The following is a 13,919-nucleotide window of genomic DNA, read 5'->3' on the forward strand; positions in this document are numbered from 1 at the left end:
GCTCGGCCGTCTAAGACGCGGGGGCGTTCGTGCGGACGTCCCTGGCGACAGTGCGAGTGCGGCGGAGAGGACGGCGGGCGACAGAGTATGTCCTTGAGGACATGCCTCGAGCGCCAGATCTCGGGGCAGGTCGGACGGGCGACCGTGGCGCGGGGAAGGCTGTCCCTTGGGATATGTCCTGAAGGACATGTTCAGCCGTCGCGGCCGGCGACGGCGTCGAGCTCGGCGAGCTCGTGGGCGAAGCCGCCCGAGAGGATCGGGAAGCGGCACCACGTCTTCGGGTCGAGGTTCTCGTCGTCGAGGTGGAAGCTCGGGGCGTAGCGCTCGCGCTTCCACTGGTTCTGGCTCCACAGGCGGAAGAACCGCTTGATCCACAGCAGCAGCAGGGCGCGGCCGTGCTCGGGGAAGCGGCTGGCGAGGACCCGGTAGACCTCCTTCGGCGCCAGCTTGTCGCGGATGGCGGCGCGCTCGATGACGTCGAGGATCGGGTACGGCATCAGGTCGTCCTCGTCGGTCTGGTGGGCGCCGGCGGGCCGCAGCTCGGCGGTCGGGGCCTGGACGTTGACGGCGCGCAGCTCGGGGGTGGGGCCGACGCCGGCCGGGCCCTCGTGCTCGACCCACCGCAGCCACTGGCGCAGGAAGGCCTTGTCGATGCCGGCGATCGGCGACAGGCCGCCGCAGGTGTCGCCGTCCATGGTGGCGTAGCCGACGGCGGCCTCGCTGCGGTTGCTGGTGGCCAGCAGGAGGGCGCCGCGCAGGTTGGCGAGCAGCCACACGCCGGGGGCGCGGGCGCGGGCCTGGATGTTCTGCAGGGCGATGTCGTCGCCCTGCCAGCCGAGCTCGCGGCCGATCGCGCCCTCGACCGTGCGCACGTAGGCGCGGACGAGCGGGTCGACGTCGAACTCGAGGAACTCGGCGCCGACGGCCTCGGCGACCGCGCGGGCGGCGTTGCGGGTGGTGTCGGAGCTGTTGGCCGTCGACTGATAGACGCAGGTGAGCAGGGCCCGCACGATCGCGCGCGGGGTGGTGCACGCGGCCTCGGGCAGGCCGAGGCGGGCGCAGGTGGCCGCGACGCCGAGCTCCTGGGTGGCGAGCGTGACCATCAGGTGGACGAGGTAGGCGACCGCGGCCGAGTCGGCGCCGCCGCTCAGCGAGACGACGAAGCCGCGCGACCGGCTCTTGCGCAGGTAGTCGAACAGGCCGAGAGCGACGGCGCGGGAGAACTCCTCGCGCTTGTCGTCGGGCCAGGCGGGGGCCGGCAGCGGCTCTTGCGGCGGCAGGTCGGCGACGGGCAGCTGCGTGTCGAAGCGGGTGATCCGGCGCAGGTTGTCGTCGACGGCCGGGCCGGCGGTCCTGCGGGCGTGGATCATGCGCGCGAGGTCGACGTCGATCACGGCGCTGGTCAGGTACACGTCGTCGTAGCCGAGCCGCGGGCCCTCGGCGATCAGGTGGCCGGAGGCGGCGATCATGCACTCGCCGTCGTAAATGACGCGGCCGGCCTCGTTGCCGATGAAGCTGGAGTAGACGTAGGCGGCGCCGAAGCTGCGCGAGGCGCCGAGGACGATCTGCTTGCGCACCTCGTGCTTGCCGAACGCGAAGTGGCTGGCGCTCGGGTTGCAGATCACGTCGACGCCCTGGGCGGCGAGCTCGACGCCGGGGCGGTTGGGGACCCACGCGTCCTCGCAGATCTCGAAGCCGATCCGCAGGCCGCCGACCTCGAAGATCTGGTCGCCGAGCGGATAGCTGTGGCCGTCGTGCTCCCACTGCACGAACTTGCCGGCCGGCCAGCCCTTGAACCACCGCGGCTCGTAGTGGATGCCGTCGCCGGCGAGGAAGCGCTTGCCGACCAGGCCGACGATGTGGCCGTCGGCGACCAGGCAGACCGCGTTGTAGTTGGCGGCCCGGTGCATGATCGGCAGGCCGAGCGCGACGATCATGCCCTTCGTCTCGGGCAGCAGCTCCTGCAGGACGCGCCACGACTCGAGGATGGTGCCGCGGCTGAAGAACGCGTCCTCGCAGCCGTAGCCGGGGATGCACAGCTCGGGCAGGCACAGCACTGCGACGCCCTGCCGGCGGGCCAGGCGGATCGCCTCGAGGATCCTGGCCTGGTTGCCGTCCCAGTCGAGCGGCGTCTGGTTGAGGGCGGCGGCGGCGACGCGGACGAGGTGCATTCAATGTCTCCGGGGACAGGGTCTAAAGGACATGTCCTGCGAGGTGGGGCGCGAGCAGGGGGGCGACCGAGGCGACCCGCAGCGGCGGCCCGACCGTCGGTTCGGCGCTCGCCAGGGCGCGGGCGCGCGGGTGGCTGTCGGTGCAGGCGATGGCGGAGAACAGGCCGGTGGCCTGCAGCTTGTGCAGGGCGTCGCCGGGGAACACGCCGTGGGTGGCGACGGCGGCCAGGCGGACGGCGCCGGCGCGCTGGTAGGCCCGGGCGGCGCCGATCAGCGAGCCGCCGGTGCGGATCATGTCGTCGTAGAGGATGACCGCCTTGCCGGCGACCTGGGCGTCGATGGCGGTGATCTCGGTGCGCTCGCCGTCGTGGCGGCGCTTGAACACGAAGGCGGCGGTGACCCCGAGGTCGTTGGCCAGCGACTCGACCCACTTGGCGCGGCCGGCGTCGGTGCAGGCGAGCACGAACGGCTGGCCGTCGGCGATGTCGAGGATCATGTCGCGGATGACCGGCTTGGCGTAGACGTGGGTGGCGACCAGGCCGGCCTCGAAGTAGTGCGGGATGCCCTCGGAGTGGAGGTCGAGGAGGATGACGCGGTTGCCGTAGGAGGCCGGCGGGATGGCCGAGAACAGGGCGGCGCGGGTCTTGGCGGTGACGACCTCGCCGGGCTTGGCGGCCCGCTCCATGGTGGCGTAGCCGTAGTACGGGACGACGAGGGTGAGGCGGCGCGCGCCGTAGTGCACCGCGCCGCAGGCGAGGTCGAAGAGGGTGAGCGCGGCGGCGTCGTCGACGGTGCCGCCGATCAGGACGACGTCGCGGCCCTCGACCGGGGTGAGGAGGCGGAGGTAGCGCTCGCCGTCGGGGAAGGCGAAGGTGTCGATGTCGCCCGCCTCGAGCGCGGCCGTGCCGCACAGGGCGGCCTGCAAGTAGCCGTACTCCGGGGTGGCGAACACGAGCGGGCGGGTGGTCATGCGGCGGGGGAAGAGTACCCGGCGGCGAGCGCGTTGGCGACCTCGGTATAGGCGTAATCGCTGACGCGTTCGTCGATGCGCATGCGCAGGAGCGCCTTGCTGCGGCAGGTGTCGGCGAAGAAGAACGCGCGATCGTCGGCGCACGCGCGCGCGAGCGCCGGCTCGCTCGCCCAGCGGTCCCACTGGCGCTGGCAGATCCGCCGCACCGCGGGCCACAGCTGCGCCGGGTCGGGGCCGCCGGCGTCGTCGATCCAGCCGATCAGCGTGGCGAGGTGGGCGTGCACGAGGGTGTGGAGCAGCTTGCCCTGGGCCTCGGCGAGGTCGGCGGTGAGGGTGAAGGAGTCGGGCGCGAGCGCGGGGGCGTGGCCGGCCGCCGCCAGCCGCCCGCGGTGCAGCCGCACTCCGCCGAGGTCGCGCACGACGAAGCCGCACGGGCGCCCGGCGTGGACCAGGAGGGTGTTCTGCAGGTGCGCCTCGAGGGCGACGCCGTGGGCGGTGAGCAGGCGCAGGGCCGCGGGGACGAGCAGGTCGAGGTAGTCGGCGAAGAAGGCGGCGAGGCGCGCGCGCAGGTCGCCGGGGTAGCCGGCGGCGAGCTCGCGCAGGACGAGGTCGCCGCCGGGGCGGCGCTCGCCGAGGGCGGCGCAGACGAGGAGCTGTGGAGGGGATGAAGGGACATGTTCTCGGGGGAATGTCGTGAGGGACATGTCCTCTTGCGCATGTTTCGAGGGGAATGTCTCCAGGGACATGTTGTGGCGGACAGCGTGGAGGTCGCGGGCGAGGGCGGCGGGGTCGGGGCGGACGACGAGGCCGAGCTGGCCGGCGCGCTCGCCGTGGCGGGGGTGCAGGCCGGCGCCGGCGAGGTCGGGCTGGATCCGCAGGCCGCGGCGGGTGAGCGGGTCGGCGGCCTGGATCGCGCTCAGGAGCGCGGCGATCGCCGGGCCGTTGCGCACCGAGGCGGGCGAGACCTGGCGCCGCGCGCTGGTGGTGTGGACGTCGACGGCGAGCTTGAGGTGCAGGGCCGGGGCGGCGAGGGCGACGGTGCGCAGGCTGAGGAGGGCGCGCGCGCGCAGCGGCGGAGCATCGGCGAGGCGGACGACGCTGCCCCACAGGGGGCCGAGCAGGCGCGGCAGGCGGCGCAGCTGGAGGGCGTGCACGGGCAGGCGGACGAGGCCGGGCGGCGGGGCGGGGAACAGCTGGCGCGCGAGGTCGTCGTAGAGGTCCGGCGCGGCCAGCTGGGCGTGGTCGGCGGCGACGTCGACGGCGTGGACGGTCGCCTGGGCCAGCAGGTCGGGGCCGTGGCGCAGGTTCTCCCAGGCGCGCAGGCCGAGCCGGGTCTTGCTCATCGGGTGCCACGGGTGGCCGTCGACGACCAGGTTCTCGGGGTCGAGCGGGGCAGGCCAGGGCTGGCCTTCGGAACATGTCCGATGGCGCAGGTCGGCGACGAGCCGGGCGAGGGCGAGGTTCCAGCGGCTGTCGCCGAGCTCGCGGGCGAGGCGGGCCCGGGCGGCCGACGGGAGCGCGGGCAGGAGCCGCGGGAGGAGGTCCGGGAGGTCGGGGAGGTCGGCGGCGTCGAGGTCGGCGGCGTGGAGCTCGAAGGCCCTGAGCCGGCGCAGCGGGAGGCTCAAGGAACATGTGCGAAGGGACATGTCCTGGAGGTCGAAGGCGACGAGCCGCTCGCGCGCGCAGGCGAGGACGAGGCGGGCGCCGATCGCCCGGGTCGCGGCGTGCCAGTGGGCCGCGAGGTCGTCGGGGCCGGGCCGCGCGCCGAACGCGGCCGGCACGGCCCGCGCAGCGAAGGCGAGGAAGCGGTCGCGCTCGGCGAGAGTCACGTCGGCTGAAGCATGGCCTCGACGCGGGGCCACGGCGCGGGCTCGAACTCGGCGGTCGGGACGACCTGTGACACCGCCCACTCGACGACTTGAGCCGGACGCAGCGGGGGGAAGGGGACGCGGACCTTGGGCTTGGCGTCGAGGGTGGGCCCGATGTGACAGTGCAGGGCAGCGTGGCCGCAGGCGCCGAGGCCGTCGCGGTCCTGACCGTCGGGGGGGAGATGCACCGCGACGGCCCAGGGAGAGGCGTCGCGCCGGACGCCGCTCAACATGATGTTCATCTCCTGGAGGCGCTCGGCGCGGCGGTTGAAGCGCAGGAGGACGGCGAGCCGGGCGCTGCGGAGCGCCACGGCTTCCTGCAAAGGGAAAGGCAAGTCCTCGAGCTCGAGCGCCTCGCCCTCGCGTTCCCGGCCGAGGGTGTATTGCACCGTGTCGCTCCGCGGCACTCGTCCCTCCACCAATCGTGCTGGTGCGTCCCCCCGGAGCACCGCGTAGGGCTTTTCGGACAGCTTGCGCAGGACCCGGCGGACCTCGTTCGCAGCCTCGCGGTCGTTCATGGCGCGCAGCGCCCCGTGCTGCCGATAGAGGTCGAGCCACGGGTTCATGGCTGCTCCAGCGTCATGGCCCAGAAGGCGCGGGTGTAGTTCTCTTGCGAGCGTGGGAGCTGACCCGCGCGCCAGGGGACGAGCCAGTCCTCTGGAGGTGCGCCGGCTTCGTCCGTGAACGCGGCGCGCTCGGCGTCGACGTCGAGCTCGGCGAGCTCCTCGGGATCGACGTCGTTGCCGCTGGCCCAGCTCCAGGCGCTCGGGGCCTCGGTAGCGAGGGTGCGGTGACCGTCGCCATGGCGGAGCAAGAAGAGGACGATCGGCTGGGTACGCGGAGGATCGAGCGCCTGATCGCGGCAGGCGTCGAGGTCACGGACGACTTCCGCCTCGTCGCTCGGAATCAGCAAGGCCATGCGGTTCGGCTCTCGGAGCGCCTCTGCGACGGAGGTCGTGCGAAACGGAGCCGCGCCTGTGGGCACCAGGCTTTCGACCTCTTTCACGAGCCAGTCGCGCAGGTCGAGGTCGGGGCAGGTGACGATCGTCAGGCCCCCCTCGTCGCGCGCGAGCGCCCCGGCCAGGGCTACGCCGGGTTCACGCACCCGTTCCGTCTCCGAGGAGAGGCCGCACGAGCGGGTGGATGTCCATGAGGTATCCGGTGGCGAGCTGGCGCTCCAGCAGGACGCCACGAGCGAGCAGGCGGATCTTGCGATCGAGCTCCATCTCGCGGCCGTCAGTGCCGTCGTACCGTTGCAGCGCCGCGGAATCGCCGGGAAGAAGCATGCGGCGGAAGCTGTCCTTTTGGTCAGCTACGGCGTCGGCTAGATCTCGCTCGTCCGGCCATTCGTCGCCGCGGCGGATCTGAGCGTATTGCGCGGCGTCGGCCATGAGCTGCAAGAATGTACGCGGCAGCCCGCCGCTCCACTTCGCGGCCGCCAGCAATAGATTCCGCCGCTCGGTCACGGCATTGACCAGAGGAGCCCGCTCGGCGCCACCGAGCGTGCCGGTGATCGCTGCAGGGTCGAATGACTCGCTCGGGAGGCCGAGTCGTCCGGCGAGAATGTCGAACAAGAACTGCTGTCCGGCAGCGCCGGCGGGGCCGTCCACCGCCGGCGCGGGGAGCGGGATGAAGCGCGAGCCCGGCGGCAGGCTGTCCTCGGCGACTCCGAACGCGACGAACCACGGCACGACAGCGACGATATCGACTGCGTCGTCGAACTGCCCGAGACTCGCCAGCACTTCGTAGGACTGCGGAGATTGCGGCAGCTTCTCCAGGCCGTCGAGCAGGAGCGCGATCCGCCCCTGAGTCGATCGGCGCGAAATCTCGCCGATGGCTGCCCGGACAAGCGCGACGGGGCTCGCGGTGAACGAGATCGGCCCGCTCTCCACCCCGCTCGAGAACTTCTCGGACAATACTCCCGCTTTCATCAGCGGAGCCGCGAGGCTGGGGGAGACCTGGAGACCCAACGATCCGATCGCAAGCGCCACGAGCTTTCCGGCGACGCGAAGAAGCAGTTGGTCGGGTGTGAGTTGCCGGATGTTCTCACGGCGATCCAGCTGGACCAGGCATGCCACGCGAGAGCCCTGCAGCAGCGCAGCGAGCCGTGCGAGCTCGGTGCTCTTGCCGACGCCCACCGGGCCACCGACGAGGATGGTCGAAGCTCCCGTGGCGAGGAGTCGAGCGAGGCGTTCAGCGTAACCGGAGGGCGGGGAAATGTAGCCCGGCTCGCCCGGGTCGAGCGGTCGGTGAGGGGCCAGCGCCTTCCAGTTCAGGGCCATGGGCTTCGGTTGATTTCTTACCGCCTCGGGTACAAGCGGTCAACGCGCTCAGCCGCCGCGGTGCAGCTCCAGGCCGAGTTCGCCGAGCATGAGGGCGGAGGACAGGAGGAGGACCCAGGCGATCCAGCGGCGCAGGTGGTCGGGGTCGAGGCTGCCGGTGCGGCGGGCGCCGAGGTTGGCGCCGAGCAGGGTGAGCGGGGTGACGACGGCGAAGGCGGTGAGGTCGACCTGTCCTTCGAGGAAGGTGGCGACGCCGGCCGACAGCCCGGTGACGGCGCCGATCGCCATGTTGGTGCCGATGGCCACCGGCGGCGGGACCCGGGCGTAGCGGATCATGGCCGGCAGGCGCAGGCTGCCGAGGAGGAGGCCGACGAGGCCGGAGATCGCGCCCAGGACCGCTCCGACGACGATCTCGGCGAGGATGGCGAAGCTGCGCGAAGAAACATGTTCCGAAGGACCGGCCGGATCGGGCGGGCGGCGCAGCATGCCGGCGCCGGTGAGCAGGAGGACGCTGGCGATCGCGGCCTTGAGGACGCGGGCGTCGACGCTGCCGGCCCAGCGCGCGCTGGCGAAGGCGGCCAGCGCCGAGGGGACCCCGACCGTGGCGAGCAACCAGAGGCTGACGCGGCCGTCGCGGGCGTGCCGCAGGGTGCCGGTGAGGGTGCCGGCGGTCGAGATGGCGAGGCTGGTGGCCGCGCCGGCGACCGGGCTGCCGAGGAGGTAGACGAGGAGGGCCACCCGCAGCTGGCCGAGCACGAGCCCGACCGTGGCGCCGATGTAGCTCAGGCCGAAAGAGACCAGCGCGATGAGCGCCAGCGCGAGGATCTCGGTGGAGCGCAGGCGCCGACGCTAACACGCGCGCCGCAGGCCCGGCGAGGCGGGCGAGGCCGAGCCGGCGAGGTGCGGCAGAGTGCAGCGGCGCGGCACGATGGACGCGCGTGGCCGATCCGCGGCGGGCACGGGGGCGTCGATGCGAAGTGCTGCGCGAGTGGTCGGCGAGGTCGCCACGTGAGACCGGCGCTTGCGCGAGGGAGGATGCGGCGAGGCCGCGACGTGAGAGCGGCGCTTGTGCGAGGGTAAATGCGGCGAGGCCGCGACGTGAGACCGGCGCTCGTGCGAGGCGCGGGCTCTCGTGGGGGTCCGGTGAAGGTCGCGTGAGGTCGTGTTCATGCGGGGCGGCGATCGTGTCGCGGGCGAAAGGGGGCGGCCGCTTGACAGGCGGGCGCGCCGGGGCGGACGCTGCGTCCGCGTGACGGATCGCGGGGACACGGCGGCGGCGGAGGAGCTCGCAACAGGGCTCTCAGGGCCGCCGAGGCCGCGGTGGGTGGTGATCCACTGGACTCCGGAGGCGCTCGGGCTGGTGCGGGCGATCGCGGCCGCGGAGCCGTCGCCGGAGCTGACGCTGATCGGGCCGGCGCCGGCCGCCGAGGTCGCGGCGGCGCTGGCCGAGTTGCCCGAAGGACATGTCCGAAAGTACTGGCAGGGCTCGGCCAGCGGCGGGGTCGAGGCGCTGGCGCGCTTCTTCGCCGACACCGCCGGGCTGCCGGCGGCCGACGCGATCATCGTCCTGCCGCTGCGCGGCCACGGCGAGACCGACGCGTTCTCGCGCCTGGTGTGCACGGCGATCCAGCGGGCTTGCAAGGGCAAGCCGCCGCACGTGGTGGTGGCGGTCGAGGACCCGGAGGCGACCCACGAGTTCGAGGGCCTCGGGGTGGCGACGATCTTCTATCCGGGCTTTTTGCGCGCGGCGCTGTTGGCCCACGCGTGCGTCGACCTCGGGGCGTTCCGCTTCATGCTGGCGCTGCTCGGCGGGCGCCTGCGCGTCGAGACGTGGCCGGTGCCGCCGGAGCTGCGCGCGCGGACGTTCCGCGAGGCGTGCCTCGACGTCGAGGTCGACCGCCGCGGCCGCCCGGTGACGCTGATCGGGCTGTTCGCGCCCGGCGAGGGCGGGCAGGAGTCGATGCTGCTGAGCCCGCCGCTGGCCCGCTCGCTGCGCGACGCGAGCGCGCTGCTGGTGCTGACGGGAGAGGCGGAGTGAGGCGCGCGGGCGAAAGCGGGCCGGCGCGCGCGACGGCTCCCGTCGACGCGGCGTCGTGGTCGGGTGCGGCGTCGCCGGGGAGCGAGGTCGCGCCGGCACGCGCCTCGTCTCGCGGCGCGAGGGCCGAGGCGGGCCGCCGGACGAGGCCTGGCGTTCGGGGCATGTTCGAAAGGACATGGCTGTTCGCGCCTGTGCTCCTGGGCATGTTCCTGCAGACAGGCGCGGCGCGGGCCGGCGAGGCGATCGTGGTCCGCTTCGGCTCGGGCGCCAAGAAGGGTGGGTTCGACGTGACCGCGCACGCGCTGGCCGAGGCGGCGCGCGGCGAGGGGCGGGTGGCGATCGCGCCGGAGTCGACGCGGGGCTCGTGCGACAACGTGCACAAGCTGCTGTCGGGCGAGCTCGACGCGGCGCTGGTGCAGTACGACGTGGCGGCCGAGGCGTACAAGGCCGGCCTGGCCGACGCGGACGCGGGCGACAGCGCGATCCCGAAGGGCGGGTGGATGTGCAAGCTGTCGCCCGAGGAGGCCGACAAGGCCGAGCTGCGGGTGGTCGCGGCGGTCTCCGACGCGGCGGTGCACGTGCTGGTGCGCCGGCCGGTGCGCCTCGACGACTTCGCCGAGATCGGCCGCGAGCCGCTGTTCATGGGCAAGGACGGCTCGGGCAGCTACGAGACGGCGAAGGTGATCCTCGGCGCGGCCGGGCACACGGCCGAGCAGCTGCCGCTGTTCATGGGCACGGCCGAGGAGGCGCTGGTGGCGATGAGCCGGCGCGAGCTGCTGACGATGCTGCGGACCACCGAGCCCGGGCACGCGGAGATCGGCGACGTGCTGGCGTCGGGTCTGGCGACCCTGAACCCGCTGCCCGAGCCGGTCCTGAACCGCCTGATCGACGGCTATCCGTACTACCGGATCTGCCCGATCGAGACCGGGACCTACCCCGGCCTCGAGTACAGCATGCCGACGGTGTGCGTGAGCTCGGTGGTGCTGGTGGCGACGCCGCGCGAGCGGCTCGAAGACGAGGCGTTCCTCGCAGACCGCCGGCTGGCGGTCGAGGCGATGATCCACGGGCTCAAGAAGCTCGCCAGCGACAAGCAATACGCGGGCCTCGGGGTCCGCGTCGAGTGGCGCGGGTTCGCCGAGCGCGAGCCGATCCCGCTCCACCCGGTGGCCGAGGTCCACGAGAGCAGCGAGCGGCGGCGGGCGTGGCTGCAGGGCGGGGCGTTCGCAGGGGCCCTGGGCGTGGCTCTGTACCTGGTCCGGCGGGCGCTGCGGCGGCGGCGGGTCCCGGGGGCCGGGCTCGAGAGCCAGCTGTCGAACCCGCTGGTGCCGTTCGCGGCGTTCGCCTGCGTGGTGACGCTGTCGACGTTCATCGTCTGGTCTCTGGAACATGACTCGAACGCCAGGTTGCGAACGCTGAACGACTCGTTCTGGGAGATGAACACGTTCGCCACCGGCAACTTCACGACGGACACGCTGAAGACGCCGACGGCGCGGCTGGTCGGGGCGGCGGCGACGATCCTCGGGCTGGGCCTTCTGGCGTGGTTCACGGCGACGCTGACCAACATCTTCGCGCAGGAGCAGACGCGGCTGTGGCGGCGGCTCAACAAGCACCTGGTGGTGCTGAACTTCCGCGAGGACATGCTGCCGCTGATCCGGCTGTTGCGCAGCCCGGGGCCGACGCGCCACCGGCCGCTGCACGTGGTGGTGTCCGACGCGCTGCCGCGGCGGGTGCGGCTGCAGCTGGCGCGGGTCAAGGCGCTGACGATCCACCACTCGAACCCCGAGGTGCCGGAGGACCTGGCCGGGCTGCGGCTGCCGCGGGCGTCGCGGGTGATCGTGCTCGGCGACGGCGAGACGAACGGGTCGAGCTACGATCCGCTGCGGATCGCCCGCGCGGTCCACCAGGCGTGCGCGCGCGACCCGATCGGCGGCGGCCAGCGGGCGCGGACGCTCGGAGTCGCGGCGACGTCGGTCGAGATCGCCCGCACCGCGCCGGCGCTGCCGGTGACTCTGGTCGAGACGTCGGAGGCGGAGCGCGAGGAGGTGTTCTCGCCGTTCGCGGCGTGGCTGGTGCCGGTCGATTGCCAGGCGCTGGCGCACCGCTGGCTGGTGATGGCCTGCCGCGACCGCGCGTTCGCCGAGCTGTTCAACCGCGTGGTGGCGTTCGCCGACGACAACGCCGAGGTCTACACGGCGCCGGCACCCACCTGGCTGATCGGACAGCCGTGGCGCAAGGCCCGGCGCGCGCTGCTCGAGGTCCAGGGCCGCGGGGGCGCGGTGCCCCTGGGGCTGTACCGCACGGCCGATCCGGGCGGCAAGGCGCCCGCGGGCGGGACGTCGCACGCGGAGCTGCGCCGGCGGCTGATCGTCAACCCGCGGCCCGACGAGACGGTGGCGCCGGGTGACCTCATCGTCGCGCTGTGCGAGGACGAGGCCGACCTGGTGCGGATCGTCGCCGAGAGCCGCAAGGGCGCGCCGTCGAGCTAAAAGGGGACGGGGCGGACGTCGGCGCGGTCGCGGTGGTTGTCGCGACACCGGCGAGCGGAGGGCGACCGGGGAGCGGACGAGTGCGCGGCGCGAGGCGGAACGGGTCGCAGGGGGTCGTAGCGACGCGAGCGAGCGAAGAGCGACCCGGAGAGCGTGAGCGTCGAAGCGGGGCGCGAGGAGGCGCGAGCCGTGGGGGCTCGCGCGCGGGGTCGCGTTCGCGCGGTTGACGGCGGCATGGGGTCGGTCGTATTCGGGCGGGATGCTGGCTCGTCGCGTCGTCTTCGCGGGGGTGTCCGTGCTCGTCGTCGGTTGCTACCACGGCGGTTCGGAGGTGACCGAAAGTACAGGTGCGGTCGAGACCGCGAGCGAGGCCGCGACGGCCGCGAGCGCGGCCACGGCCGGGTCCGCGACCGGCGAGACGGGAGGGCCGACGAGCAGCGGCGAGGCCTCGACCGGTGCGGCGCCGACGAGTACGGGCTGGCCGGGGACGACGACGACCACGGGACCCGATGAGATGTCCTCGGGGACAGATCCGGTCGACTCCGGGACGGCGAGCGAGGCGACCTCCGAGGCGACCACCGGGGCGCCGGTCGACCCGGTGGCGGAGGTGTGCGGGCGCTGGACGGCGGACCGTGCGGACATGTCCGAAGGGACATGGGACGGGGACGTCGCCGGTTGCCTGGCCGGGGACACCGGGGCGCCGGGCCGCGACAACGCGCTCAAGCTGGTCAACCTGTACCGCTGGCTGGCCGGGCTGCCGCCGGTCGGCCACGACGCGGGGCTCGACGCGAAGGCGCAGCAGTGCGCGCTGATGATGCACGCCAACGGGCAGCTGTCGCACGAGCCGCCGATGAAGTGGAAGTGCTACACGGCCGACGGGGCGCAGGCGGCGATGAACAGCAACATCTCGTCGACGCCGGGGGTGGTCGCGGTCGACCTCTACATGGTCGATCCGGGCAACGCGACGACGTTCGGCCACCGACGATGGATCCTCTCGAACGGGCTGGGGCCGATCGGGCTCGGCTCGACGGCGGTCAACTCGTGCATGTGGGTGATCGGCGGGCAGGGCGGCGGGAGCGCGACGTGGACGGCGTGGCCGCCCGCCGGGGTGGTGCCGATCGACGCGATCCACGTGCCGGAGGTGCCGTGGTCCGACGTCGACCAGACGGGCTGGACGATCCAGAGCGACGCGCTCGACCTCGGCGCGGCGCAGGTGAGCATCACGGAGGGCGGGGTCGACAAGCCGGTCCAGCTGACGACGCTCATGGGCGGGTTCGGCTCGGCCAGCGCGATCGCGATGACGCCGCAGGGCTGGGTCAGCGAGGCCGGCAAGACCTATACGGTGCAGGTGAACGGGGTGCCGCAGCCGTTCAGCTACGAGGTGCAGGTGGTGGCCTGCCCGTGAGGACAGGCTCTCGAGGGCATGCCATTCAGCGACGAGGTGCAGGTGGTGGCCTGCCCGTGAGGACAGGTTCTCGAGGACATGCCGTTCAGCGACGAGGTGCAAGTGGTGGCCTGCCCGTGAGGACAGGTTCTCGGGGGCATGCCGTTCAGTGCAGGCAGTGGTATGACCGTGAGGACAGGTTCTCGTGGGCATGCCCGTGGGGGCATGCCCTCGAGGACATGCTCGATCAGGCAGACGTGGTCTGGCGGGTGAGGCGGACCTCGATCGCGTGATCTTCCTCGCCGGTCGGCTTGATGTTGGTGGCCTCGATCACGAGGAGGTCGCCGTCGCGGCGGAAGGCGGTGCGCCAGCCCCAGCGCTCGGGGCCGGCGCGGTAGCTGCCGAGGACCGAGACGGCGGGGCCCGCGGGCCCGGTCGACCACAGGGGGGAGGCGCCGGTGTGGAAGGTGTCGATCCAGTACATGGTGTGCTCGTGGTCGTCGACGCCGAGGGTCATCTCGCCCCGGTGCGGCTTGCCGCAGCACACGCCGTCGTAGCGGAGGCGCGCGTAGCGACCGTCGAGCAGCGACTCGATCTCGACGCGCCAGGTGCTCACCTCGGGTTCGCCCGAGGGGTCGAGCCAGGTGCGCGCGGGGCCGGTCCATGAGCCTGTGAGTTCGGTGAGGGGGTGGGCCATGAGGCCTGTCATAGGCCATCGGC

Annotated in this window: 11 protein-coding genes; 3 read left to right on the forward strand and 8 right to left on the reverse strand. The window is 73.0% G+C overall.

All coding sequences use genetic code 11. The features are described from left to right. Positions 1 to 191 precede the first annotated feature (191 nt). Genes nadE through O0S08_RS17490 form a run of 7 tightly spaced genes read right to left on the reverse strand, consistent with a single transcriptional unit; the run spans position 192 to position 8,131 of the window. Positions 192 to 2,171, reverse strand: a complete 1,980-nt coding sequence (gene nadE / locus O0S08_RS17460; protein WP_269040297.1) for an NAD(+) synthase — start codon at positions 2,169 to 2,171, stop codon at positions 192 to 194. A gap of 22 nt (positions 2,172 to 2,193) precedes the next feature. Beyond that, the gene (locus O0S08_RS17465) at positions 2,194 to 3,141 is read right to left on the reverse strand and encodes a ribose-phosphate diphosphokinase (protein ID WP_269040298.1); all 948 of its coding nucleotides are present in this window, start codon (positions 3,139 to 3,141) and stop codon (positions 2,194 to 2,196) included. After that, entirely contained in the window at positions 3,138 to 4,970 is a 1,833-nt protein-coding gene (locus tag O0S08_RS17470; protein ID WP_269040299.1) for an IucA/IucC family protein, read from the reverse strand. The genes O0S08_RS17465 and O0S08_RS17470 overlap by 4 nt, the downstream gene beginning before the upstream one ends. Further along, on the reverse strand, positions 4,967 to 5,575 hold the full coding sequence (locus O0S08_RS17475) for a hypothetical protein (protein ID WP_269040300.1): 609 nt from the start codon (positions 5,573 to 5,575) through the stop codon (positions 4,967 to 4,969). The genes O0S08_RS17470 and O0S08_RS17475 overlap by 4 nt, the downstream gene beginning before the upstream one ends. Then, entirely contained in the window at positions 5,572 to 6,114 is a 543-nt protein-coding gene (locus O0S08_RS17480) for a hypothetical protein (protein ID WP_269040301.1), read from the reverse strand. Before O0S08_RS17480 ends, O0S08_RS17475 begins: the two co-directional genes overlap by 4 nt. Further along, a complete protein-coding gene (locus O0S08_RS17485) occupies positions 6,107 to 7,291 on the reverse strand; it encodes a hypothetical protein (protein ID WP_269040302.1) in 1,185 nt (394 codons plus the stop codon). The genes O0S08_RS17480 and O0S08_RS17485 overlap by 8 nt, the downstream gene beginning before the upstream one ends. 48 nt (positions 7,292 to 7,339) lie before the next feature. Then, positions 7,340 to 8,131 carry a sulfite exporter TauE/SafE family protein gene (locus tag O0S08_RS17490; protein WP_308477873.1) on the reverse strand — a complete coding sequence of 264 codons (792 nt, stop codon included), beginning with the start codon at positions 8,129 to 8,131 and terminating at the stop codon, positions 7,340 to 7,342. A 487-nt stretch (positions 8,132 to 8,618) separates the two neighbouring features. Between O0S08_RS17490 and O0S08_RS17495 the strand changes: the two genes are divergently transcribed. The 3 genes from O0S08_RS17495 to O0S08_RS17505 all read left to right on the forward strand — a co-directional run bounded on the left by O0S08_RS17495 (position 8,619) and on the right by O0S08_RS17505 (position 13,220). Further along, complete coding sequence (locus tag O0S08_RS17495; RefSeq protein ID WP_269040303.1) at positions 8,619 to 9,329, forward strand: potassium channel family protein; 711 nt, start codon at positions 8,619 to 8,621, stop codon at positions 9,327 to 9,329. A gap of 203 nt (positions 9,330 to 9,532) precedes the next feature. Then, positions 9,533 to 11,815 carry a TAXI family TRAP transporter solute-binding subunit gene (locus O0S08_RS17500; protein WP_269040304.1) on the forward strand — a complete coding sequence of 761 codons (2,283 nt, stop codon included), beginning with the start codon at positions 9,533 to 9,535 and terminating at the stop codon, positions 11,813 to 11,815. Positions 11,816 to 12,074: 259 nt separating this feature from the next. After that, the gene (locus O0S08_RS17505) at positions 12,075 to 13,220 is read left to right on the forward strand and encodes a CAP domain-containing protein (protein ID WP_269040305.1); all 1,146 of its coding nucleotides are present in this window, start codon (positions 12,075 to 12,077) and stop codon (positions 13,218 to 13,220) included. Between the two features lie 226 nt (positions 13,221 to 13,446). Here O0S08_RS17505 and O0S08_RS17510 read toward each other — a convergent pair whose 3' ends face one another. Continuing rightward, on the reverse strand, positions 13,447 to 13,896 hold the full coding sequence (locus O0S08_RS17510) for a DUF1579 family protein (RefSeq protein WP_269040306.1): 450 nt from the start codon (positions 13,894 to 13,896) through the stop codon (positions 13,447 to 13,449). Between the last annotated feature and the right edge of the window lie 23 nt (positions 13,897 to 13,919).

It is taken from the genome of Nannocystis punicea (assembly GCF_026965555.1).
GTDB classification, from domain to species: Bacteria; Myxococcota_A; Polyangia; order Nannocystales; family Nannocystaceae; genus Nannocystis; species Nannocystis punicea.

Bases quoted from the DNA above. Each gene is read 5' to 3' on its own strand.
- O0S08_RS17475 (WP_269040300.1), bottom strand. From the start codon at position 5,575: ATGAACCCGTGGCTCGACCTCTATCGGCAGCACGGGGCGCTGCGCGCC.
- O0S08_RS17500 (WP_269040304.1), top strand. From the start codon at position 9,533: ATGTTCCTGCAGACAGGCGCGGCGCGGGCCGGCGAGGCGATCGTGGTC.
- O0S08_RS17465 (WP_269040298.1), bottom strand. From the start codon at position 3,141: ATGACCACCCGCCCGCTCGTGTTCGCCACCCCGGAGTACGGCTACTTG.
- O0S08_RS17485 (WP_269040302.1), bottom strand. From the start codon at position 7,291: ATGGCCCTGAACTGGAAGGCGCTGGCCCCTCACCGACCGCTCGACCCG.
- nadE (WP_269040297.1), bottom strand. From the start codon at position 2,171: ATGCACCTCGTCCGCGTCGCCGCCGCCGCCCTCAACCAGACGCCGCTC.
- O0S08_RS17505 (WP_269040305.1), top strand. From the start codon at position 12,075: ATGCTGGCTCGTCGCGTCGTCTTCGCGGGGGTGTCCGTGCTCGTCGTC.
- O0S08_RS17510 (WP_269040306.1), bottom strand. From the start codon at position 13,896: ATGGCCCACCCCCTCACCGAACTCACAGGCTCATGGACCGGCCCCGCG.